This window comes from Micromonospora sp. NPDC049102, from assembly GCF_043197485.1.
In the GTDB taxonomy this organism is placed as follows: Bacteria; Actinomycetota; Actinomycetes; order Mycobacteriales; family Micromonosporaceae; genus Micromonospora.
Map to the genome: position 1 here is coordinate 25,892 of NZ_JBICTE010000009.1, position 22,283 is coordinate 48,174.

Consider the following 22,283-nt stretch of genomic DNA (forward strand, 5'->3'; position numbering starts at 1 on the left):
GGCTCAGCGGATGCCGTGGGTCTGCAGCCACAGCTCCAGCAGACCCAACTGCCACAGCTTGTTGCCGCCGGCCGCCGCCTCGGCCCGGTCCGGCTCGGCGAGCAGGTGCGCCACGTACTCGGGGCGGAACAGACCGCGCTCGCGCGCCGCCGGGGCCTGCAACGACTCGGCGACCAGCTCGCGTACCGGCCCGTCCACGTTGCGCAGCGCCGGCACCGGGAAGTAGCCCTTCGGCCGGTCGACCACCTCGGCCGGCAGCACCTCCCGGGCTACCTCCTTGAGGACGCCCTTGCCGCCCCGGGCCACCTTGTGCTCCGGGGGGCCGCCGCGCAGCACGGTCCTGGGCGCCGGCACGATCGAGTGCCAGGACAGGTGGTGGTGCAGCGCCACCGGATCGATGTCGGTGTCGACGTCGCCCGCGCGCAGTAGCGCGGGCAGGGTGGAAGCGAACCGGAGGCGTCCGGGAGTCTCGGCGAGGTAGAGCGGTTTGATGCCGGGCCGGTGCTGGCTCGGGGCGGACATGGCCCCTCCTGTCAGGTCACCCCGACTGGTGGTGGCGGGGCCCGCGGTGGAAACGCGGCCGCTGGCTACCCGGGCGGGGGGACGGCAAACGCGCAGGCGCTTTCGCGTCCGGTGTGCCCACGCGTCCGATTCAGGCGCGCAGGGTGAGCAGGATGCGGGTCAGCTCGGCCCGGTCGGCGTCGGGGAGGTGGCCGAAGAAACGGTCCGCCTCGGCGCGACGGGCGGCTCGGATGGCGGCGCTGACCCGGGTGCCCTCGGCGGTCAACGCGACCAGGGTCGCCCGGCGGTCGGCCGGGTCGGGCCGCCGCTCGACGAGCCCCCGGGCCTGGAGGTCGTCGACGACCTCGGTGGCCGAGCGGGGCGCGATGCGCAGGTGCTCGGCGAGGGTGCCGGGGCGTACCTCGCCGTGGCGGCCGAGCACGCCGAGCGCCCGGGACTGGCTGGGGGTGACGTCCCACGGGGCCAGCGACTCCCGGGTCTGCTGGCGCAGACGGGATGCGACCGCCCAGAACGTCTCGGCCAGGTTCTCCTCGCCGGTGTCGGTCGTGTCCTCGGTCACCGGAATACGGTAGCAGCCAATGCTGTTGTTCCCTCATGTTGAGGTAACCTCAGCATATTCATCCGGAAGGATCTCACTCTTGGAACCCACCCCGATGGGCCGCGACCGCGGCCACCGCACGATCAGCGCCGAGGAGAAGGAGCAGGCCCACCAGGTGTCCCTGCGCCGCATCGGCCGCCTGTTCACCCCCCACCGCTCCGCGCTGGCCATCGTCACCGCGATCATCGTGCTCTCCTCGATCGTCGCGATGGCCAGCCCGTTCCTGCTGCGTACCGTGATCGACCGGGCCCTCCCGCAGGGCGACGTGACCCTGCTGGTCTGGCTGGTCCTCGGCATGGTCGCCGTCGCCGCCGTCACCGCCGCGCTCGGCGTCGTGCAGACCTGGATCTCCGCCCAGGTCGGGCAGCGGGTCATGCACCGGCTGCGCACCGACGTGTTCGGCCACCTCCAACGGCAGTCGCTCGGCTTCTTCACCCGCACCCGCACCGGCGAGGTGCAGTCGCGCATCACCAACGACATCGGCGGCATGCAGTCGGTGGTCACCTCCACCGCCACCGCCGTCGCGGCCAACCTCACCACAGTGGTGGCCACCGCCGTCGCGATGATCGCGCTCTCCTGGCAGCTCTCCCTGGTCTCGCTCGTGGTACTGCCCCCGGCCGTCTGGCTGACCCGCCGGGTCGCCCGCATGCGCCGTGAGATCACCGCCCAGCGCCAGGGCGAACTCGCCGACCTCAACGTCACCGTCGAGGAGGGGCTGTCGGTCAGCGGCGTCCAACTCGCCAAGACCCTGGGCACCGGTCCCGCCCTGATCGACCGGTTCGCCGCCTCCTCGGCTCGCCTCGTCGACCTGGAGCTGCGCAGCGAGCTGGCCGGTCGCTGGCGGATGGCGTCGATGAGCATCATCTTCGCCGCCGTACCGGCCGTCATCTACCTCACCGCCGGCCTGCCCGGCACCGCCGGCACGCCGAGCATCGGCACCCTGGTCGCCTTCACCGCCCTGCAGGGCGGCCTGTTCCGGCCGTTGATGGGCCTGCTCAACGTGGGTGTGTCGCTGACCGCGTCGCTGGCGCTGTTCGCCCGGATCTTCGAATACCTCGACCTCCCCGTCGACGTCGCCGACCCCGCCGAGCCGGTCCGCCTCGACCCCACCCGGGTCCGCGGTCACCTGCGCCTGGACGACGTCACCTTCGGCTACCCGGGCAGCGACACCGCCGCCCTCGCCGGGATCACCCTCGACGTGCCCGCCGGCACCAGCCTCGCCCTGGTCGGCGAGACCGGCTCCGGCAAGAGCACCCTCGCCGGGCTGGTCAGCCGCCTGCACGATCCGACCGCCGGCCGCGTCACCATCGACGGCGTCGACCTGCGCGACCTGCGCCTGGCCGACCTGGCCGCCATCGTCGGCGTGGTCAGCCAGGAGACGTACCTGCTGCACACCACCGTTCGGGAGAACCTGCGCTACGCCCGGCCGGACGCCACCGACGCCGAGATCGAGACCGCCGCCCGCGCCGCGCACATCCACGACCTCATCGCCGCGCTCCCCGACGGGTACGACACGATGGTCGGCTCCCGCGGGCACCGCTTCTCCGGTGGCGAGAAGCAACGGCTCGCCATCGCCCGTACGCTGCTGCGCGACCCGCGCATCCTGGTCCTCGACGAGGCCACCAGCGCGCTGGACACCGAGACCGAACGCGCCGTGCAGCGGGCGTTCGACGTCCTCGCCCAGGGGCGTACGACGATCACGATCGCCCACCGCCTGTCCACGGTTCGCGACGCCGACCAGATCGCGGTGCTCGACCACGGCCGCATCGTCGAAACGGGCAACCACGACAGCCTGCTCACCAGCAACGGCCGCTACGCGACCCTGGCCTCCTGAGCTCGTTGCTTCCTTGATCGTTGGCTGCTGGGCGACATGACACGCCGGGCGGATTGCTGCTGAGCAGCCACCGATCACGATTAGCAGAATGTGGGTGCGACTGGGGGGTTGTCGGGTGCTGCCGGAGGTTTTCGTGGCGGCGCACCTGGTGAACAACAGACCGGACGCCCCGGTCCTGAGCCGCCTCGACCCGGGCGTCGCCGCCCTCGCGGCTCTCGCCTGGGCGCGGGGACGCGCCACACTCAGCCGTTTCAGCGCGCTCGCCGCCTGGGGCCTGCGCCCGCAGAACCCGGGTGGGCCACTGCACCTCACCGCCCCGATCAACGCGGGCCTACGGGCCCGCCCCGGAGTGGTGGTCCATCGGCGTAAGGACCTTGTCGTCGCGCCGCCGCACGTGGTCGTCCGCCGAGGACTGACGGTCACTCGCCTTGAGTAGACCATCGTCGACTCGTGGCCGATCCTGCCGTCCGCCGAACGGAGGGCGCCGGTGCCGTAGTCCGCTGGAGATCTGGGGCCACGAGCACGTCTTCATCGGCCCGACGATGCCGGTGTTCCGCCGGCAGGTGCCGATGCGTCTCGGGCGGCGCACCGTCTACCTCGACATGTTCGCCGAGCGGGAACGGGTCAACATCGAACTCGACGGCTCGACCACCCACGACTATCCCCGGCAGCGGGAGGTCGACCTGCGGCGGGACGCCCTGCTGGCGACCGCCGGGATCCTGGTGGTCCGCTTCGCCCATCGCCGCCTGGTCCACGAGGTCGACGACGTACGCCGGGAGACCCTGGCGATCCTCGCGACCCGCAGGCGTGAGCTCGGACCGTCAGGCGGGTAGCACCGGTAGCCCCGGGTCGTGCATGCGCCGGTGGGTCGGGCAGACCCACAGGAACTCGCCGGTGGAGGTCAGCACCCGGCCCAGCCCACCGAACGCCCGCACGGCGTCCAACTGCATGAGCAGCACCTTGAACGAGCGCAGGGCGGCGCCCTCGGCCACGGACAGGGTGTGCCGGGACTCGGGCGGCGCGGCCAGCGCGTCCTCGGCGAGCGCCGTGGGCAGCGAGTCGATCAGGCTCTTCATCAGGTCGAGTTCCCGCTGCGCGTGTTCCAGGTTCGGTGCGACGTAGCCGACCACCGAGGCCGCCACCGGATACACGAGGCGCAGGGTCTTGAACACCAGGTTCAGGTACGGCGCGGCCGTCAGCAGCCACTCGCGCGGCTGGGTCAGCTCGTAACCGGCCCCGTCCCAGGTGTGCCACTCGCCGGGCTGCTCACACCACAGGGTGATCCGGATCGATCGCTGCCCGAACGAGAGACGACGCCAGCCGACGGACGGGATCGTGGCGACGGTGAACAGTCGCGGGCAGTCGGTCACCTCGGTGCCGACGGCCCGTACCAGCCGACGGAGGTGGTGTGCCGTGTCCGCGGCGAACGACGCGGTCTGCGCAACGTGGTCTCCGATCGCGCCGACCTCCTCGCTGAGGGTGCTGAGTCGCCGTTCCAGCCGGTTCAGCTCGACACCGAAGGGCCGCGGCACCACGAAACCGGTCAGCAGGCCGGCGACGTCGTGGTCCTGCTGGCAGGTCAAACAGGGGAGTACGACCTGCGGCCGGTCCGCCCCGGCCCCCAGGGGCGCCCCGAACAGGCCGACGGGCTGGACCGAGGCGGGACGCGTCGAACGCTCCCGGAACCTGATCAGCCCGTCGAGCGGGAACCGTCCGGTGCAGGCCGCGCCGTCGGGGTCGCGGCTCGGACACGGTACGAACAGCGTGAAGGGCAGGCCCGGCCAGCGCGTCGTGAGCAGGCGCTCCAGGCTGTCCCGCAGCACGTTGAAGAAGAGATCGGGCGACGGCGCGCGGACCTCGATGGCCAACCGGTGGTCAGCCTGCAACTCGACAAGCGCCTCGGACCGGTACGTGTCGATCGGATGGCGGAGGAACACGCCTCGCCGCCAGTGTCGACCCGTCGACGCGTCGTGGTGGCGGACGGTGATCCACGAGATCAGGCCCGGCGGTGCGCTCTCGCCGAGCTCACAGGTCAGCCGCAGCACCCGGATACCGTCCGGTACCGGCTGGCTCGCCTCCCACGGCAGTCGCGGGCGCTCGTACGGGACCAACTGGGCGATCAGGCTCCGGTCCCCGTCGTTCAGCCGGTACGAGACGTCGAACTTCTCCATGAGGCGCAGGAAGAACGGATGGTGGACGGGGTTGTACGACAGGCCGTCGTCGCGCCGACGCCAGATGCGTCGCAGCTCGTGGTGGTCGAGGATCCCGTAGCCGGCCCGGACGCCGTGGTCCTCCAACACGTGGCTGATCGCCTTGGTCAACCACTCGGGATTGAGGATCACGATGTCGCGCAGGCCGTCGTCATCGCCGTAGTAGATGATCTGACCGAGGTCGTGGAGCAGCTCCGCCAGGTGGACGACCTCGTCGTCGCGGACCCGGTGCCGGCGGCAGATCGCGGCGAAGTCCTCGAAGGACATCTGCGGCTGGGCGCCGGCCCGCGCCAGGATTCCGTCCCGGGCGCTGGCCCACCGGCGGCTGAACAACTGGCCCATCTGCGGGAGCTGCGCCGCCTCGTTGCCGATGGCCGTCCGTAACGTCGCGACGCCGCGGTTCGTTTCGCTGTCCACCGCGTACTGCCCGGCGATCATGCCCGGGAAGATCTCCCGCAGGCGCGGGTAGTCCAGCTCGGGCCGTCGCTCGTCCGCGTGGGTCGCCACGATCATCACCCTGGCCGCCGTTCCCACCCGCAGCCGGATGCGGCGCAGCCAGCCTTCCACCTCGCCCTGCTCCTGCCCTTCGCGGGGGTGCCAGACGAGCAGGTAGACGGCACGCCGGCTGAAGAAGAACTGGTGGGTCACGCGGTAGATCTCCTGGCCGCCGAAGTCCCAGGTCCGCAGTGTCAACGACTGGCACTGGAACGGGTGCGGCAGGGTCAGCTCCCGGATCTGGATGCCGTGCGTCGTGGGACGCCCCTGCACGAACTGCTCGTCGTTGAGTGCCCCCACCAGCGAGGTCTTGCCGACGTTCCCCTCACCCACCAGCAGGATCTTGGCCTCGTACTGCGGAACCCCGTCTCCCAGACTCTGCAGGTACATGCCCAGCGCGCCGTCGCCACGGCGCAGGGTCTCGACCAGGGCCTCATCCAGCGGATTGTTGTCGAGTCGGATCGTCAGCTGACCTCGGATCAGCAGCGGCGCGAGACTCGTCGGGAGGGTCCTGAGCCTGTTGCTTCGCAGGTCGAGAAGTCGCAGGTCGGGCAGCGCGCCAAGCTCCTCGGGCAGGGCGGTGAGCTGGTTCCCGCCGAGATCCAGCTCACGGAGCTGCTTCAGCTCGCCGATTTCGGGCGGGAGGGTGGTCAGCATGTTTCCGGCGAGGTCCAGCTTTTCCAGCCGACCGAGCGCGCCGATCTCGGGCGGCAGGCTGTCGATCTCGTTGCCGTACAGCGCCAGCACCTCAAGCTCGGTCTGCTCCAGCAGGTCGGCCGGGATCGACGAGATGCCCGTCCGGCCCAGGTTCGCTACCGTCTTCATCGGCTGTCCGTCCTTCGTGACTGCTGATCGCACACCACTATGGACGCCGAGTGCCACCGCGAGGTCCGTCGATCAGGTCACGTTTCCGATCGAGTGTGGGACGCAAGTGTCCCCTCGTCCCATCGTCGGCACATGACACGCCTGTGCCGACGATTCCAGGCAGGGGGTGGCAGGGCCCGCCCCGGTACGGCAGCCTCGGCAGCGTGGGCACATTGTTGGGTCTTGTGATGTGTTTGTGGGTGGTTGGGCGCGTCGTTTATGGCGCACGCCGTTGTCCTGCCTAGGTTCTGGCTTGTTGAAGGTCAGAACTTTTGGGGGCGGGAGAACGGCGTGCGTTCTGCCAGGGTATGGGCTGGGCTGCTCGGGGTCGAGCAGGCGGTGGTCGAGGGTGTGGAGTTCGATCCGGTCGAGTCGGTGGTGGTGGCTCGGGTGCGGGTGCGCAAGGGCGCGTCGCGGCGGTGGTGGCCGCCGCGAACTGGCGCGACGCTATCTGGCAGGTGGAGCGGCTCGCCCGAGGGATCGTCGGAGCGCCGACGGACGTTTCGGAGCAACTGGCACGGGTCAACGAGGCCCGGGACGGCTACTACCGGGCGGCCCGAAAGAGCCTTGGTGTCCGGGGTGGCTCGGTGGAGCAGTCCGCGGCGCTGCGTCAGGCGCTCGCCGGCCGGACGACGGTGGCAGCCGACAGCACCCTGCCCGCCGACGACGGTTGAGGAACCGTGGAGCGGATCCTCCCGGTGTCTGTCGGAGGTCGGAGACCGGAGAGCTGGACGAAGATCTCGCGCTTGGCGATCGCATCGCCTCGGCGATCGAGGACGTAGCCCGTCAACCAGACCCAGCCCTCGTACGTCGGCTGGTCCGACACGGAGACGATGCGAAAGGTGAGGGCGCGCTCCCCGGCGAACTGCACCGAGGCTCGGCCGTCGATGACGAGCAGGTCGCCGGGGGAGGGGCGCGTGATCACCAGTGGCCGGCGTTGTGTTGCTCGTGCGGTGGCCGGCACTCTCGCGCGTGCATGGTCTGCCAGTCGCGCAGCGCCCGTCCGAGTCGGTCGTTTTCCCGGCTGAGCAGCCGTACCGTCTCGTTGAGCATGGTCAGTTCGTCGGCGACCCGGGCCTGGAACTCGCGTACCTCATCGAGGTCGACGCCGCGCCGACGCGCGGCGAACTCGCGGGTCCGCACCTCGTAGGGCGTCAACCGGGCCGGATAGCCGGCGGGGTGGGGCTGACTTCCTCGATACACCTGAGCCACGACGATCCTCTCTGCGGGCAGACGGGATTGCGAAGGGTCCGTTCGGTGGGGTCGGGACGGGCACACGCACCCGCCCCGACCGAGGGGATGAGCCGAACTCGTTGCCACGCGAGGACCGGCTCCGATCCAACATATCTAGACATGCTAGGTAAGTCAACGCTGCTTGTTAGGCGCGTCGCGGTGTGATCAAATCGGATTGCCACGCGAGGAGTGCCATGCGAGAAGTGCCGGATTACTGGCGCATCGCCGACGATGTGATCGCCGACGTCAGGTCGAGGAAGCTCAAGCCGGGGGACAAGCTGCCCTCGATCACTGAACTGCGTGCTCGTTACGACGTCAGTCATGGGACCGTGCAGATGGCCTACGCCCGTCTGGAAGCGTTGCGGGTCATTCGGCGGCACCAGGGCAAGGGCATCTTCGTTACCGATCCGAAGACCTGGATGCGCGAGCCGTAGGTGGCGTGGGACATCTCGGAACACGCCGCCTACGCGGACGGTCTCGAAAAGCCCTCCCTCGATGGATTCACCCTCCATCGAGAGGTAGCAGGAGGCTCGGCAGCGTCCACCGAGCGAGCCGCGGTCCGTACGGCGGCGCGGCCTTCGGTGAGCTGTCCCGGCGACACCACCGCATAGCACGTGCAGGCGCGATGTGGCGCGCTGTCCACAGGGGCACACGCTGTCCACAGCGGCAGCCGAGCAGGCGGTATGCGGTGGGACGCTGCGGCAGGGTCGGCCCATGGATCCACGACTGCATGCCCTGGTGGTCCGGGGCGGTGGGCTCTGCACCTGGCGGGACGCCGTGCGGGCGGCACCCGAGTGGACGATCCAGGCTGCCTGCCGGGCTGGTCGGCTGGTCCGGGCGCTGCCCGGGGTTTATCTGGACGCGGCCCTCATCCGGAGCGCGGGCGCGGACGTGCCGGTCCTGGCCCGGCTCGAGCCCGAGTTGGCACGTCGGGCAGCCCTCGCGTACGCCGACGGGCGGGGCGCACTCAGTCGACTCGCCGCGCTCGACGTGTGGGGTCTGCGCCGCCAGCCCCCCGGCGAACCGGTGTACGTCGACCTGCCCACCGGCTCGGGTCTGCGTGACCGGCCGGCGTTGGTTGTCCGCCATCGCGCCGATTTCGCGGCGGAGCCGCCCCAGGTGGTGGTGCGCGGCGGCCTACCGGTGACACGGCTCGACCGCACCTTGGTGGACTGTTGGCCGCTGCTGCCGCCGGTCGACCGTCCGGGACCCGTCATCCGCGCGGTCAACGATCGGCTCACCACCCCATGGCGGCTCGTCGCGACCCTCGCCGAGGTACCGCGGGTGACCGACCGTGCGGCGTTACGCGGTCTGGTCGACCGGCTCGTCGCCGGTTGCCGCAGCCCCTTGGAAATCTGGGGCTACGACCATGTCTTCACAGGTCCGGGCATGCCGGCGTTCACCCGGCAGACGCCGGTACGGATCGGTGACCGAACGATCTACCTCGACATGTTCGCCGAGGCCGAGCGGGTCAACGTCGAGCTCGACGGCGCCAGCACCCACGGCGATCCGGCCGAGCGGGAGATCGACCTTCGCCGTGACGCCCTGCTGGACACCAGAGGGATCCTTGTCGTGCGCTTCAGCCACCGGCGGCTACTGGCGAATCCCGGGGAGGTCCGCCAGCAGACCTTGGCGATCCTCGCCAGCCGTCGCGTCTCCTCATGATCAGTTGATGGTGACCAGTTCACCGCGACCCCTGACAACTGGTCACCATCGACTGATCGTGGGCGGTCCTAGGTGGTCGTGGCGAACGCCAGGATGCCGCAGCCGGCGACCAGCACCAGCAGGGTCAGCAGGATGAGGCTCACGATCGCGCCGGAGCGTTGGATGACCGGCTTGCCGGGGTCGAGGGGCGCGGGCAGGTGCGCCGCGACACCCGGCGTCGGCTGGGGCGGGACGAGCCGCAGGATGCGACGTGGCCATCGTCGACATTGTTAACTCCGAGGGGGCGAGGGATCAGTTGGCCGGCGCGGGGTAGCGGTCCCCGCCGTACTGGCGCAGCGCCGCCACGACCTCGTCGCGCGACTGCCGGGTGTTCCGCAGGTCGGCGAGGTGGTAGCCGCGAAGACCGGTCAGCCCGACGTCCGGTGCCATCGCCCGCTGCGTCTGGTCGGCCACCCAGACGGTCAGAATGCTCGGCTTCTCCAGCTTGCCGGCGTTGGGCTTCTTCTCGATCGCGACCCGGGTCACCTCCGACCAGGAGAACCCGATCGTGGCCGCGCCTCTGGTCCGGGTGATGCCCTGCTCGCCGATCTTGACGGCGAAGGCCTCGCGGCTCTCCCGCACCGCGCCGATGCCGCCGATCAGGGCCAGGACCGCCCCGTGCCTCCCGAGCGGAAGGACGCAAGGATGCTAGCCAGTCGTGATCAAGATTTGGGTGCGCGGTGGTGCAGAAGTTCGCCGATCCAGCGTGCGGCGTCCCGCTGGGCGGCGAGCAGGTGCTCGCGGGCGTCCGCCATCTCCTGGTCCGCGTCCGCGTCGAGGTGGTCGCCGAGGATCGTCGCCCACCGCCGGCTCAGATCCTCGGCGTACGTCGCCCTGCGTAACTGCTCGTCGAACTGGTACTCCATCCGCACCATCGCGTCGACGTGCGGCCGGAGCGCCGGCATGATCCGCTCGTCGAGGCGTACGGCCGCGTCGGGTCGGCAGGTCACGAGGACGTCCCCGCGCCGGTAGGACCACTCCGGGTCCTCGGTGCGCGCCCACCACCGCATGTCGGTCGCTCGGGGTTCACCGGGCATTGTGGAGCAGTTGGGCTCGTGGGGGCTGTCGCCGACGGCCGGCGACGGCCAGACTGAGCGCGACCCGAGACTGACGCGGGTCGATGGATCGGATGGTCTGGAGGCAGCCTGTGTCCACCCACATGTCCCCGTTGGCCACGCTCGGCGCGATCCGCCGGCGTACCACCACCCTCGCCCTGCTCCTCACCATGGTCGCCGCCGCGCTCGTCGGGCCGTCCGTGGTGACCCCACGGCTGACCGACTCCGCCTCGGCGGCGGTCTACAGCTCCTGCACCGTCAGCCGCTGCGCGGACGCCCGCACCGCACGCTCCGGCTGGTCCGCCAAGGGTTTCCCGACCAGCCGCGGCTGGTACTCGTGGAGCGGCGGGCTGTCCAACTTCGCCGGTGGCCGGTTCTACAACTACGAGGGTCAACTGCCCACGAACGCCACCTACTACGAGTACGACGTGTATCCGCGTACCCAGGGCGCCGCCCGCGACGCGTACCGGATCGTGGTGAACCGCAGCACCGGAGTCACCTGGTTCTCGCCCAACCACTACACCGACTTCTACCGGCTCTGACCGACCCGGCGGCCAGCCGGTCCAGGAGGTACGTCGATGACCGACGACAGGCTCGGCACGGTGACGCTGGCCGGGACGGGGGTACGCACCCGGCCCGCGCTCTTCGCCGCGTTGACCGAGGCGCTGGCACTGCCGGCGTACCTGGGCGGCACCTGGGACAGTCTCGCCGACGTGCTCCGGGACCGGCTGGACGCCGGCCCACTCACCCTGCTGGTCACCGACGCCGCTCAGCTCCTCGCCGACGAGCCGTCCGACCAGTACGACCTGCTGATGGCCGTGATCGACGACCTCGCCAGCACCGCCCCACATCCCCTGCGCGTGGTCCTGAGCGGGGGCGCGGGTTTCGGGTGAGCGGTATTCCACAGAGGTATGAATATGACTCTGAGGTATATCGCTCCTGGGTGACACCGCCGCCCCGGAACGGGGCGACCGACCGGGCCGCGTGGATGCTCAGTTCCCGACAGTCCGAGCGACGTCCGCGCGCGGTGACGGTGGTGGTGACGTTCGGGTGACGGCCCTTCCGCGATCCTCGTGCCCAGCCGGGCGGCGTGCCCGACGTGGGCGGCGGGGAGGCCGAAGCGGTGGACTTCGTCGACGGTGTGCTGGTGCGGCTGGCCGACCCCGGCACCCGCGCCGCGCTCTTCGACGACGCCTCGCTGGCCCACCTGGTCGACGCCGCGTACGACACCGAGGCGATGCCCGTCGCGCCCCCGTACGCGGCGGCCTTCGACGAGCTGACCCTCGGCTTCGCCGCCGCTCCGGTGACCCTCGCCGAGGGGGAGTGGCTGGGCCCCGGCGGCACCACCCGCACCGAGCTGCGCGTACGCCTGCACGGCCTCGGCGGATCGGCGCTGCGCATCGACGCGCTCTGGCGCGGGAGTCTCGTGGTCCGCACGAGCGCGGCGCGGGACCGGGTCGAGGACCTCGACGTGTCGGTGCCGGCATTCGACGTCGACCCACAGATCATCGCCGACCTGGGCGCGTTGCCGACCGACCCGGCGCTGCTGGAGGCCGAGCGTCGTACCCGACTGGTGGCCCGGCTGCGGGCGGGCCTGCACCAGCCGGCGGCCTTCACCGACGCGCACCTGGACCGACTGCTCGCCGGTGTGGGCGCCGCGAACGCGGGTGACCTGGTGGCCCGGATGCGCGGGCAGGCCGCCGGCGCGACGGTGAAACTGCGGTTCGCCGCGCCGCCGGCCGCGCCACCCACGCCCCGCCCGCTGCCGTTCGCCGCCGCCGTCCTGATCCGCGACAAGGGCTTCTCCCTCGCCGACCTGCTCGTCGAGACGCGGCTGGTCCGCGCCCGGGCCGAGGAGCTGGGGCTGGATGTGCCCGCACCCGAGGACGTCCGGCGGCGACACCGGGTGGTCGCCGTGTGGGTGGTCCCCGTCGAGACGTTCGACGACGACGGGTGGCCCGGCGGCGACACCGGAACCGCCGCCCAGAAGCGGGCCGCCCGGTTCACCCGGGCCGGCCAGTGGCTCGCCCGCAGCGGCATCGGGCTCGCCGCCGTGCCGACCTGAGAACTCAGACCAGCAGCAACTTCGTCCGGGAGGACCCGTGGCACCGACAGCAGCATTCCCGTTCATCGAGGTCCGGATCGTGCCGCCACCGGCGCCGCTCGCCCAGCGCTCGCCGGGCGTCATCGCCGTCGTGGGCAAGGCACCGTCCACGGCCGACGGGGGCTCCGCACCGGCGAACACGCCGGTCCGGATCGAGACCCTGGACGACGCGGTCACCAACTTCGCCCGCCGACAGACCGGCAACGTCGTCCGCAACGCCCTCTACAACTCGCTCGAACTGGCGTTCCTGCAGGACCCGCGCCCGGCCAAGGTGTACGGGGTCAAGGTCGCCGGTGACGACTACGCCGCCGCGCTCGGCGGTCTCGAGGCAGCCGACGACGTGACGATGGTGTCGCTGGCCAACGAGTCGACAGTCGGCAACCCCGCCGGAGCGAACCCGCCGACCGGGCTGCACGCGCTCAAGGCGCACGTGGAGACGATGTCCGCGGCCGGTCAGCGGCGGATCGGCTTCGCCATGGTCAACCCGGCCACCGAGAAGAGCCCCACCTACGTCGCCGACGTCACCGCCGCGGCGAACCCGCTCAAGAGCAGCACCAGCCGGATGCTGATGATCGCCGCCCGGGGCGCGGACGGCGACGCGGCGACCGCCGCGATGGCGGCCGTGGCCGGCCTGCCGGTGCACCACAGCATCGTGCTGAAGAAGATCCGCGGGGTGGCCATCCCGGTGGCCAAGCAGTACAGCCCGGCCGAGATCACGAGCCTCTCCGAGGCGAACCTCACGCCGATCATCGACCCGACGCTGATCACCGGCGAGAGCCTGCACTTCGCCGACGGACGGCTGTTCACCTCCGACGCGAGCCTGCTGCACGTCGACCTGGTCCGCACCCTCGACCAGATCGAATTCATGCTCCGCGCCGGGCTCATCGGCCTGGTCGGCGACGCCCGCATCACCAAGCCGGGCATGACCCTGCTCAAGACCCAGGTGGACGGCATCCTCGGCCCACTCAAGCGGCAGGCCGTGATCGACGACTACCGCATCGAGATCCCGGTGCTCGACATCCTCACCATCCCCGAGGTCGCCCGTACCGCCACCGACACGTCGATCGTCACCGCAGCCCGGGCCGACCGCACCGTCGACCTCGTCGTCACCGTCACGTACGGCCCGGCCGTGAGCCGCCTGCTGGTCACGCTCGTGGCCAAGTTCTGACCGGAGGAACCAGACCATGGAGTGGAAGACCCGCCTCGCGGTGCAGTACACCAAGGGCACCGAGACGGTGTTGATCAGCCCGATCGACTCGTTCAGCCCGTCCTTCTCGCTCAACGTCGAGGCGCTGCACTCGTGCGAGGTGACCCACCTGGGGGTCATCCACGCGCCGGTGTCGATGAACTTCACGATGACCGTCAAGGCGATCGGGGACGTCGCCGGCCGGCTCACCAAGCTGGCCCTCGACGGCGAGCTGTTCGACATCGCGCTGCTGGAGCACACCGGCGACGACTGGGCGTTCTCGTCCTTCGTGTTGCAGGACTGCCTGATCACCAGCGCGACACCGACCACCGCCACCATCTCCGGCGCGCCCGCGGCGACCTTCAGCGGCTTCAGCCTGGCCGCCTCGGTCGACCCGAAGACCGGCGACCCGTCGGTCCTGCCGTAACCCCACCAGGATCAACCGGAGGTAGCAGATGGCGACGGGAGCTGGCCGCGCCGCCCGGGTCACCCGTACCGGGCTGGCCCTGGTGCACGCGGGTGAGCTGGTGTTGCCGGCGGCCGGCAGCGAGGCGGAGGCCGAGCAGGTGGCCGAGGACGATCGCGCCGTCATCGCGTACCACTTTCCGGTGGAGATCGAGGTGGTCGCGGCCGGCGGCGCGTTCGACGCCGACGCGCTCGCGGACCTCGCGCTGGCCCGCCTCGCCGAGCACCTGGACGGGCGGTTCTGACGGTGGCCATCTCGGTGCACGTGCCGGTGCGGATCCGGCTGGACGCGCGGTCGGTGACCGAGCGGCCGGAGGCCGTGACCGACGCGCTCGCCGCGGCCCTGGCCCGCGCCCTGGAACGCTCCCGCCAGGAGGTGGTCGCGCCACGCGGCGGCTACCTGGAGGTACGCACCGAAGCGCCGGAGATCCGGTGGACGGGCGCGGCCCGGGAACGGGTGTCGCCGGACGAGCGGCGGGCCTTCGAGGCGCGGCTGCGGCGACGGGTCACCGAGGTGGTCGACGCCGCGCGCCTCGACCCGGGACTGCCGCCCGGGGTGCCCCTGCCGCTGAGCGAACCGGCCGCCGAGCTGTTCGACCCGCAGCGGATGCGGCACCTGCTCGCCGTGTACCGGGTACCGTCCTACGACGACGGTGGCGACGCCGCCGAGGTGCCGGTGGACGGTCCCGAGCCACCGCGGGTGACCTACCAGTGGCTGCTGCGCCCGGCCGCCTACCTGGCCGGTCACTTCGCCGAACTGGCCCGCGAGGCGGTACGTCAGCACGGTGGCCTGCCGTCGGGCACCCCGCAGGGGGTGATCGCCCGGGTCGTCGGCGTGGACGGGCGTCCGGTCTGGGTGATCATGGTGACCACCACTCCACTGTCGGTCCTGACCTTCGAGCAGTTCGGCGAGACGGTGTTCCGGGCCAGCCCGCAACCCCACTTCGAGGTCGAGGCGCGGGTGCCCAGCCCGCAGCCCGGCACGGTGCAGCGGCGGCCGGTCGCGGACCGCAGCGCCCTGGTCGCCATGGTGGATGAGGAGTTGAGCGCCGACATTCGGCGGCGGCTACGGATCGCCTCGCCGCGCGGCGGGACCACGAGCGTCGAGGAGTACCAGGCGCAGATCGAGCGGGCCGTCGACGCCGAGGTGAGGCGGCGGGTCGACGCGATCCTCGCCTCGGTCGGCGGGGCTACGCCGACCAGCCTGGTGGTGGTCGACATCGGCGGCGTCTCCCTGCTGCTGGTCGGCACCGAGGAGACCGACGCCACGCTGCACTGGACCGGCACGGCCAACCTGCTGCCGATCAGCGTCGAGCAGCACCCGGTCGCCCCGCCGGACCCGAACGCGCCACCCGGCGGAGGTGTCGGCACGGGCACCGGCCCGGGTGGCGGGGCTGGCGGTACCGGTGACGGCGGCGGGGGCACCCGTCGGGGTGGGTTCGTCTTCGACCCGAGCAGCCCCAGCGCGCCGCCCGGCACCGAGGGACGCCCATTTCCCTCCGTCGGGGCGGGGCACTCCACGATGCCCGCCTGCGCGTCGTTCAACGGGGAGCCCGAGCTGGCCGCGCTCGGCCCGGACGGCGACGAGTTGCGCCGGCTGATGGACGACATCGCGTTCCGGCTCCAGATGGGCGAGCCGTGCCGTTACCCCGCCAACTTCTGCCTCCAGGCCGCCGCCGTGCTGCGCGGCCGTGCCGCCGCGATCAGCCTGCTGGTCGGCTCGGCCGAGCGGGAGGCGTTCACCCGTCCCGTCCCCGAGGGCAGCGGACGACTCGGCCCGCTGGACTTCCGGCCCGTCGCCTCGCCCGCCGTGCAGTTCCTGCGCCACCTGGCCGGCGTCGTGCCCCGCCTGGACCACCTCGCCCAGCTCGTCATGCGCCGCTACAGCCAGCCCGAGCACTCCGCGCGGATCCAGGGCGGCTGGATCGACACGTCCGCCTCCTGGAACCTGCACTTCGTGCAGGCGCTCAGCCCAGCCGTCAAGGCTGCGGTGGGAGAGCTGTTCGTCGTCGGCAGCCAGGCCATGCTGGTCCAGCTCCTGCTCAGCTCGCGAACCGGCATCGAGGCGCGGATCGCCAACTTCGACAGGTACGCGCCGATCTTCGAGCGGTTGATCGTCTCCCAGCTCACCGACTACGCCGAGTTGCAGGGGCTGCGCGATCGGCTGCGCCGCCACGAGGCCGCCCGGTGGACGCAGGCGCACACCGATGCCGGCGGCGGCACCGTCGCCACGCTGAGCACGCTGAACCCGTCCACCGCCTGGTACGGGGCCGCCCGCGCCATCGCCAGCGCCTTCCTCGCCACCGAAGCCGCCCTGACCAGCCCCGGCGCGGCCGGCGAGATCGTCGAACGCGATGGCGTCACCCGCGTCCGCGACTCGCACGCGGTGCTCTGGACCCTCGCCGAGATCGAACAGGCGCTGGTCATCCAGCGCGGCGAGGCCGAGGGCGTCGACCCGCTGGTCAAGCAGATCACCGACCTGCCCGAGGTGCTGGCCCGCTTCGCCGGCAACCGGTCGGCGATCCGCGACGAGCTGTGGCGGGTGTTGCAGGACATGCGCCGCCACAACACCGAGATGCTCGGCCGGGCCCGCACCGACGCGCGCTTCGCCTTCCGGTCCAGCCGGATCAGCGAGCACGTCCCGTCGGCGACGATCCCCGGTGGACGTTTCGCGTTGCAGGGCATCCACCTCGTCACCCACCAGCAGCTCGGCGAGTTCTTCGGCGGCAACCTCTACTACGCCACCGGCGTCGACAGCCTGTTCAGCACCGAGCTGGGGCGCGAGGCGCTGAGCGCGTTCGCCGTCATGGTCGGCATCATCGCGCTGTCGCTGCTCTGCCCACCCCTGGGCTTCGTGGTCGGGGTCGCCGTCGCCGCCGTCGACGTGGTCCACGCCCACCAGCGCGAGCGCCTCTACTCCTCGATGCTCGACCCGGAGCTGGTGCTCACCCGCACCGAGGTCGAGGTCGAGCTGTTCGCCGCGTACCTCGGGTTGGCGATGTCGCTCATCCCGGAGGCCGGCACCATCGGCGGCGCGGCCGTGCGCGGCGGCCGGGTCGCCCTGCGCTTCGGCGTCCGCGCGGGGCTGCGTGCCGCCCGGGGGTACGTGGTGCGCCGGGTCACCCGGCAGATCGTCGAAGCCGCGTCCCGTGACCTGCTCCAGGGCTTCCTCACCGAGATCCTGCTCAACGAGGTCCTCGAACGTGTCGTGCAGAAGTTGATGGAGCCCATCCTCGCGTACGTGGAGCGCGAGGCGATGCTCAGCGGCGCGGTCGGCGGTCCGGAGGGCGCCCGGTTCATCCTCATGGTGCTCGACTCGCAGCCCAGCGCCGCGTCCGGCCCGCGCGTGCCGGTGGTACGGCCGTGACCGGGCCCCGCCGGTTCCGCGCCGGCCGCTTCCTCGACGCCGCCGCCGTACACGCCGCCGCCGACGCGAACCCGAGACTGCGTCGATTCATACGCGCGATCACCGAGCACAGCGAGGCCGGCGAGGCGCGCTCCCGACGGCTGCTGGAACACCTCATCCGCCGCATCGTCGACGACGTCGGCGACCTGCACCTGGGCAACGCGCTCAACCGGCTGGAACGCATCGCCGTCCTGCGGGACAACATCGCCGCCATCCTCGACCACGTGCTGGAGGGCGGCACCCTGCCCGAGGGGGTCCGGGTGGCGACCCTCGGCGAGTACTTCGAACAGCTCAGCACCGAGATGCGCGAGCTGAGCCGCCCTCGCGAGGGCATCGTCGGCGACGCGCCGCTGCGGTTGGCCGACGACGCTGGCGCGTACGCCGACTCGCTGTTGCGGGATTTCGACGCCGGCGGCGGCGCGGCCGGCCGGCACGTCGAGCCGGCCGCGATCGTCGGTGACGCGTTCCGGGCCATGCCGGCGGACCAGCAGGCGGCGCTGCGCCGCGCCGCCGAGCTGGAACCGGCCGCGTTGTGGCGTGCGGTGGCCGCCGAGAGCGAGAGCGGCAAGCGGGCCGCCGTCGCGGACCTCCAGACCCGCCTCGGCGGCCGGCTCACCGCCGACGAACTGGCCCGGCTCCGCACCGCCGTCGACGACCTCGGCCGGGCCCGCTCCCGGGGCCTCCAGATGAGTGACGCCCGGCTCGCCGACACCCTCGCCCGCATCGGCGATCCGGACCTGCGGGCGGTGGTGGCCGGTGGCGACGTGTGGCTCACCCAGCAGCTCGCCGTGCACAACCCGGAGGCCCTGGCCACGCTGTGGCGGCGCTTCCGCGAGCGCAACGGACGCGCCGACGACGGCCCCGGCTTCCGCGCCTACCTGCGCCACGACATGGTCACCTACGGCCGGGGTGTCCTCGGCGAGTACAGCGCGGCGTTCTCGCTGAGCAGCATCGAGCTGTTCCTCAAGGGACCGGACGCCAACGTCAAGGTCGCCGGCACCGACCTCGTGGGCATCGGCCACGACGGCTGGGTGTGGCTCGTCGACGACAAGTCGCACCGGGCCGCCAGCGTCAGCGGGGTCAGCGCGCTCACCGACAACCTCATGGTCAACCTGCGTCGCGACGCCGCCGACTTCCGCGACGCCATCGCTCGCCTCCAGCGCGACGATCCCGGCTTCACCCCGGACCCGCGCATCCTCGACGCGATCTCCCGGATGGAGGACGCCGCCGCCGAGATCGACCGGATCAACCGGCGCGGCTCGGCGTCCACCCGGCCCGCCCGGATCAGCGCGGCGCTTCAGGAGCGCCGGTTGCGACTGCGCGTCACCAGCGCCGCAGGCGAGGTCCGCGAGATCACCCAGGCGCTGCGCGACCTCGGCCTGGCCGTCGAACCCATCGGTACGCCGGTGCCGCTGCCACCCACCGGAGGGCGCTGACCATGGCCATCACCAGCAGCTTCATGCGGTACGGCACGGTGCCGTCGGCGATCATCAGCGACGGGGTGCTGCCCATCCCGCTCTGGGCGGTCACCGCCATCTCGCTCGCGCAGACGTACCACCTGCCGCCGATCGGCTCCACCGCGCACAAGGCCATCGTGGCCACCCACGACGACACCATCACGCTCACCGGGGTGCTGGTCGGCGCGGAACGCTACGCCTGGAAGTTCGCCCTGGAGACGATGGCCGAGGCGAGCAAACGCGGCACCGCCCTCGCCGCGTACTCGGGTGGGAAGTTCGGCGGGCTGATCCTGGTCACCTCCATGACGATCCGCACCGACATGCAGGTGCAGTCGCTGACCTTCAACGCCTCGGCCGCCCGCCGCGACGTCCTGGACACCACCATCACCCTCGTCCACGTGCCCCGTCCCAGCCTGCTCGGCAAGCTGCTCGACGTGGCCAGCATCGGAGTCGGCGCGCTCGCCGACGGGTTGGGCAACTGATGCCACCGTTCCCGATCGACCGCTACCTGCTGCCGGAGACACCGATCGAGGTGCCCGAGGGGTTCACCGAGGTGCGGCAGAGCCTCACCGCGGGCCTGCCGCACCGCGTCGAGCTGGGCGGCGGCGTACACGGGGTGCTGATCCTGCCGACCGGCCTGGCCCGGCAGTGGCTCGCCACTGATCCGCTCGCCGTGGTCAGCAGCTCCGCCGACGACCTCGCGCCCCGACCCGCGCCGACGACCATGCCGCGCTCGCCAATGCTGGTCGGCCGTGCGCCACTGCGCCTCGTCGTCCGCCAGGGCACCCGCATCCTCGGCTCGGTGCCGCTGGCCACCGGCCTGCGGCGCGTCTGCCCCGACGCGGGCACACCGGCTCCTCCCGGCGTCACCCCGGTGGCCGTCGAGGTGCTGGTGCTGGCCTGGCTGCTGCACGCCGGGACGGTACGCGGCTCCGGCGACTACGGCTCCCACCTGACCGTGGCCTGGCGGCGGACCGACCGCGCGGTGGACCAGTTCGGACCGCCACCCATCAACGAGTTCGTGTGGCGTCGCCGCCCACCCGCGCAGCGCGTCGAATCCGACCTCGGCCCCGGCAGGCTGCGCTACCGCTACCTGCTCGACAAGAAGATGCGGAGGGTGCTGCGGTGACGCTCACGCCGTTCCAGACCGGCCAGGTACGTCAGGGCGCCGTCGGCAACGACGCCGGCTGGACCATCACCTTCCACCGGGAGACACCGACCGGCATCAGCCCGGACGCCACGCTCACCCTGTCCAGCGCCGACTACTACGCGGCCATCGACGCCGCGCTGGCCGACGGGCTGGGCCCCGGCGCGTACACGGTCACCGTGCAGGGGCTGATCGACGAACACTTCGCCGCGCTGCGCACCGCCGAAGGACAACCGCCGCTGGTGGCGAAGCTGCACCTGTACTGGCGGGACGCCAACACCTCGGTCGGCGCGTTCTTCACCAATCTGGTCGGCGTCAACGCCGGGCCCACCCCCGCCGAGCTGACCCAGGCGCTGGTCGCCGTGCTGCGCGTGACGAAGGTGCGCCGGGTCACCGGCGAGCGGACGTACGACACCGAGCTGACCCTCGTCGAGCAGGCGTACGCCCGGCTCGGCCAGCGCGTCGCCGAACGCTTCGAGGCGGCGACCTTCACCGCCGCGATCCGTGCCATCGGCGAGCGGACCCGGGTCGACGTGACCGGCTGGGGCGCCAACCCGGACGGCACGATGACCCGTGGGGCCACCGAGGCGGCCGGGGACGAGCGGGTCGCCTTCGGGGCCGGGTTGCTCTACCGTGCCGCCCTGGAACGCATCGGTGGCGCGTTGCAGCAGTCCCTCAACGCGTACGGGCGGGGGATGCTGCTGATCCGCGACGGCACCGTGCACGTCGGGAAGCGCCCGATCCCGTACCCGGAGGGGGAGCCGAAGCCGCTCACCCTCGCCACCGGCCTGCTGGCCTGCACCGAGAACGGCACCCAGGACACCGACCCGTACGCCGCCACCGAGGCCGGCGGCACGGCCGCACCACGCCGTCGGGCGTGGACGCTGACCCTCAAGGGCCGCCCCGACCTGAAGCCCGGCGACCTGGTGCGCTTCGACCCGCCCGCCACCGACGAGGCCACCACGCTGGGCAGTGTCGGCGCGGCGCTGCTCGGCTCGTTCGCCGCCCCGTTCGCCCCGTCGACCGGGGAGCTGGGTGCGGGCTCGAAGCTGCTCTACCTCAGCGCGGCCCGGCACACCCTGTCGCGTACCGCCGGTTTCGTCACCGTCGTGCAGGGCGTCGAGGTCACCTCCGGCGCCCAGGCGTGGGACACCTGGAGCGACGCGTCCGGCGTGGGGACCGCCGAGCCGGCCGGTCCGGCGTCCTCGCCCGGGGTGGCCGCCGCCGAGGCGGTGCGCCGGGCCGCCCGCGCGGCCCGGGGCGAGACGCGCGGCCTGGAGATCGGTGAGGTCCGCGCGGTCGCCACCAACGCCAGTGGCGCGGTCGAGCCGCCCGCGCAGACCGAGACGGTGTGGGAGGGACTCATCCGCCCGGACGGCCGGCCCAACGCCGCCCGCCGCCTGCCGGTACGCCGGCAGCAGCCCGCGCCGCTGCCCGGGGTCACCTACCTGACCCCGTTCGCCTGGGGCGGCTGCGGGCTGATCCTGCCCCGCTACCCGGGCACCCGGGTGGCGCTGGCCTATCGCAACGGCGCGCCGGACGACCCGGTGGAGGTCGGCGCGCTCTGGCCGACCGGGCACGCCCCGGCGTCCGAACCGGGGGACTGGTGGCTCTCCCTGCCGGTCGGGGTCGCCAGCGGCAGCCGCTCGTCGATCGCGGACACGGTGACGCCAGCCGACCACGACGGCAAGGTGACGCACGACCTCACCGACGGCGATGGCAACCGGGTCATCGAGCTGGGCGAGCTGACCGTGCGGGTGGGTCGGGCCCAGTTGCAGGGGCGGGGGCAGCGCCCGAAACGCGCCGACGAGGCCGACAGCATCACCATCGAGCACGCCGGCGGGTCCTCGATCGTGATGAAGCAGGACGGCTCGATCACCATCACCGCCACCCAGATCGACCTGGACGCGGGCAACGGCGCGGTGAACATCAGCGGCGGCACCGTGAACATCGCCGCCGACGACGTCGACGTCCAGGTCAGCAACGCGATGAACGTCCACTGA

General features: G+C 71.9%; 22 protein-coding genes and 1 pseudogene. 17 read left to right on the plus strand and 6 right to left on the minus strand.

The features are described from left to right. Positions 1–3: 3 nt before the first annotated feature. Together ACGFH9_RS12005 and ACGFH9_RS12010 are read right to left on the minus strand one after the other, a co-directional pair. Positions 4–321 (minus strand): annotated as a pseudogene (locus ACGFH9_RS12005) (asparagine synthase-related protein); the annotation flags it as partial. A gap of 331 nt (positions 322–652) precedes the next feature. Further along, the gene (locus tag ACGFH9_RS12010; RefSeq protein WP_393217668.1) at positions 653–1,081 is read right to left on the minus strand and encodes a MarR family winged helix-turn-helix transcriptional regulator; all 429 of its coding nucleotides are present in this window, start codon (positions 1,079–1,081) and stop codon (positions 653–655) included. 94 nt (positions 1,082–1,175) lie between these two features. Here ACGFH9_RS12010 and ACGFH9_RS12015 point away from each other — a divergent pair, with 94 nt between their 5' ends. From ACGFH9_RS12015 to ACGFH9_RS12025, 3 genes are all read left to right on the plus strand, one after another. Further along, a complete protein-coding gene (locus ACGFH9_RS12015; RefSeq protein WP_393217959.1) occupies positions 1,176–2,954 on the plus strand; it encodes an ABC transporter ATP-binding protein in 1,779 nt (592 codons plus the stop codon). 115 nt (positions 2,955–3,069) lie between these two features. Continuing rightward, entirely contained in the window at positions 3,070–3,390 is a 321-nt protein-coding gene (locus ACGFH9_RS12020; RefSeq protein ID WP_393217670.1) for a hypothetical protein, read from the plus strand. A gap of 106 nt (positions 3,391–3,496) precedes the next feature. Continuing rightward, positions 3,497–3,787 (plus strand): DUF559 domain-containing protein, encoded by a 291-nt coding sequence (locus ACGFH9_RS12025; protein WP_393217672.1) that lies wholly within the window; start codon positions 3,497–3,499, stop codon positions 3,785–3,787. Here ACGFH9_RS12025 and ACGFH9_RS12030 read toward each other — a convergent pair. Continuing rightward, entirely contained in the window at positions 3,776–6,484 is a 2,709-nt protein-coding gene (locus ACGFH9_RS12030; protein ID WP_393217674.1) for a COR domain-containing protein, read from the minus strand. The two genes, ACGFH9_RS12025 and ACGFH9_RS12030, sit on opposite strands and share 12 nt — an antisense overlap. 458 nt (positions 6,485–6,942) lie before the next feature. Here ACGFH9_RS12030 and ACGFH9_RS12035 point away from each other — a divergent pair, with 458 nt between their 5' ends. Next, complete coding sequence (locus ACGFH9_RS12035; protein WP_393217676.1) at positions 6,943–7,197, plus strand: hypothetical protein; 255 nt, start codon at positions 6,943–6,945, stop codon at positions 7,195–7,197. A gap of 247 nt (positions 7,198–7,444) precedes the next feature. Here the strand turns inward: ACGFH9_RS12035 and ACGFH9_RS12040 are convergent, their stop codons facing one another. Continuing rightward, positions 7,445–7,735: a DivIVA domain-containing protein gene (locus ACGFH9_RS12040; protein ID WP_393217677.1), complete on the minus strand. Its 291-nt coding sequence runs from the start codon at positions 7,733–7,735 to the stop codon at positions 7,445–7,447. Positions 7,736–7,950: 215 nt separating this feature from the next. Here ACGFH9_RS12040 and ACGFH9_RS12045 point away from each other — a divergent pair, with 215 nt between their 5' ends. Beyond that, entirely contained in the window at positions 7,951–8,190 is a 240-nt protein-coding gene (locus tag ACGFH9_RS12045; protein WP_393217679.1) for a winged helix-turn-helix domain-containing protein, read from the plus strand. 280 nt (positions 8,191–8,470) lie between these two features. Then, positions 8,471–9,421: a DUF559 domain-containing protein gene (locus tag ACGFH9_RS12050; protein WP_393217680.1), complete on the plus strand. Its 951-nt coding sequence runs from the start codon at positions 8,471–8,473 to the stop codon at positions 9,419–9,421. 291 nt (positions 9,422–9,712) lie between these two features. On the opposite strand, the gene ACGFH9_RS12055 is transcribed toward ACGFH9_RS12050, so the two are convergent. Together ACGFH9_RS12055 and ACGFH9_RS12060 are read right to left on the minus strand one after the other, a co-directional pair. Continuing rightward, positions 9,713–10,042 carry a hypothetical protein gene (locus ACGFH9_RS12055; protein ID WP_393217682.1) on the minus strand — a complete coding sequence of 110 codons (330 nt, stop codon included), beginning with the start codon at positions 10,040–10,042 and terminating at the stop codon, positions 9,713–9,715. 80 nt (positions 10,043–10,122) lie between these two features. After that, positions 10,123–10,497, minus strand: coding sequence for a hypothetical protein (locus ACGFH9_RS12060; RefSeq protein WP_393217683.1), 375 nt, complete (start codon positions 10,495–10,497; stop codon positions 10,123–10,125). Positions 10,498–10,619: 122 nt separating this feature from the next. Here ACGFH9_RS12060 and ACGFH9_RS12065 point away from each other — a divergent pair, with 122 nt between their 5' ends. The 11 genes from ACGFH9_RS12065 (at position 10,620) to ACGFH9_RS12115 (ending at position 22,283) form a co-directional block, all read left to right on the plus strand. After that, entirely contained in the window at positions 10,620–11,057 is a 438-nt protein-coding gene (locus ACGFH9_RS12065) for a ribonuclease domain-containing protein (RefSeq protein ID WP_393217962.1), read from the plus strand. A 36-nt stretch (positions 11,058–11,093) separates the two neighbouring features. Further along, positions 11,094–11,408, plus strand: a complete 315-nt coding sequence (locus tag ACGFH9_RS12070) for a barstar family protein (RefSeq protein ID WP_393217685.1) — start codon at positions 11,094–11,096, stop codon at positions 11,406–11,408. 197 nt (positions 11,409–11,605) lie between these two features. Then, the gene (locus ACGFH9_RS12075) at positions 11,606–12,580 is read left to right on the plus strand and encodes a hypothetical protein (RefSeq protein ID WP_393217687.1); all 975 of its coding nucleotides are present in this window, start codon (positions 11,606–11,608) and stop codon (positions 12,578–12,580) included. Between the two features lie 37 nt (positions 12,581–12,617). Then, on the plus strand, positions 12,618–13,787 hold the full coding sequence (locus ACGFH9_RS12080; protein WP_393217689.1) for a hypothetical protein: 1,170 nt from the start codon (positions 12,618–12,620) through the stop codon (positions 13,785–13,787). A 16-nt stretch (positions 13,788–13,803) separates the two neighbouring features. Next, positions 13,804–14,232 (plus strand): hypothetical protein, encoded by a 429-nt coding sequence (locus ACGFH9_RS12085; protein WP_393217691.1) that lies wholly within the window; start codon positions 13,804–13,806, stop codon positions 14,230–14,232. A gap of 28 nt (positions 14,233–14,260) precedes the next feature. After that, positions 14,261–14,515: a hypothetical protein gene (locus ACGFH9_RS12090; RefSeq protein WP_355051243.1), complete on the plus strand. Its 255-nt coding sequence runs from the start codon at positions 14,261–14,263 to the stop codon at positions 14,513–14,515. Between the two features lie 2 nt (positions 14,516–14,517). Next, positions 14,518–17,637, plus strand: coding sequence for a hypothetical protein (locus ACGFH9_RS12095; RefSeq protein WP_393217693.1), 3,120 nt, complete (start codon positions 14,518–14,520; stop codon positions 17,635–17,637). Beyond that, entirely contained in the window at positions 17,634–19,112 is a 1,479-nt protein-coding gene (locus tag ACGFH9_RS12100) for a hypothetical protein (RefSeq protein ID WP_393217694.1), read from the plus strand. The genes ACGFH9_RS12095 and ACGFH9_RS12100 overlap by 4 nt, the downstream gene beginning before the upstream one ends. A gap of 2 nt (positions 19,113–19,114) precedes the next feature. Beyond that, a complete protein-coding gene (locus ACGFH9_RS12105; protein ID WP_053659787.1) occupies positions 19,115–19,615 on the plus strand; it encodes a hypothetical protein in 501 nt (166 codons plus the stop codon). Then, positions 19,615–20,262, plus strand: coding sequence for a hypothetical protein (locus tag ACGFH9_RS12110; RefSeq protein ID WP_393217696.1), 648 nt, complete (start codon positions 19,615–19,617; stop codon positions 20,260–20,262). Before ACGFH9_RS12105 ends, ACGFH9_RS12110 begins: the two co-directional genes overlap by 1 nt. Continuing rightward, entirely contained in the window at positions 20,259–22,283 is a 2,025-nt protein-coding gene (locus ACGFH9_RS12115) for a hypothetical protein (RefSeq protein WP_393217698.1), read from the plus strand. Before ACGFH9_RS12110 ends, ACGFH9_RS12115 begins: the two co-directional genes overlap by 4 nt.

Coding starts and splice junctions, on each gene's coding strand:
- ACGFH9_RS12090 (WP_355051243.1), top strand. CDS start 14,261: ATGGCGACGGGAGCTGGCCGCGCCGCCCGGGTCACCCGTACCGGGCTG.
- ACGFH9_RS12015 (WP_393217959.1), top strand. CDS start 1,176: ATGGGCCGCGACCGCGGCCACCGCACGATCAGCGCCGAGGAGAAGGAG.
- ACGFH9_RS12060 (WP_393217683.1), bottom strand. CDS start 10,497: ATGCCCGGTGAACCCCGAGCGACCGACATGCGGTGGTGGGCGCGCACC.
- ACGFH9_RS12085 (WP_393217691.1), top strand. CDS start 13,804: ATGGAGTGGAAGACCCGCCTCGCGGTGCAGTACACCAAGGGCACCGAG.
- ACGFH9_RS12110 (WP_393217696.1), top strand. CDS start 19,615: ATGCCACCGTTCCCGATCGACCGCTACCTGCTGCCGGAGACACCGATC.
- ACGFH9_RS12105 (WP_053659787.1), top strand. CDS start 19,115: ATGGCCATCACCAGCAGCTTCATGCGGTACGGCACGGTGCCGTCGGCG.
- ACGFH9_RS12025 (WP_393217672.1), top strand. CDS start 3,497: ATGCCGGTGTTCCGCCGGCAGGTGCCGATGCGTCTCGGGCGGCGCACC.
- ACGFH9_RS12030 (WP_393217674.1), bottom strand. CDS start 6,484: ATGAAGACGGTAGCGAACCTGGGCCGGACGGGCATCTCGTCGATCCCG.
- ACGFH9_RS12045 (WP_393217679.1), top strand. CDS start 7,951: ATGCGAGAAGTGCCGGATTACTGGCGCATCGCCGACGATGTGATCGCC.
- ACGFH9_RS12070 (WP_393217685.1), top strand. CDS start 11,094: ATGACCGACGACAGGCTCGGCACGGTGACGCTGGCCGGGACGGGGGTA.
- ACGFH9_RS12065 (WP_393217962.1), top strand. CDS start 10,620: ATGTCCCCGTTGGCCACGCTCGGCGCGATCCGCCGGCGTACCACCACC.
- ACGFH9_RS12050 (WP_393217680.1), top strand. CDS start 8,471: ATGGATCCACGACTGCATGCCCTGGTGGTCCGGGGCGGTGGGCTCTGC.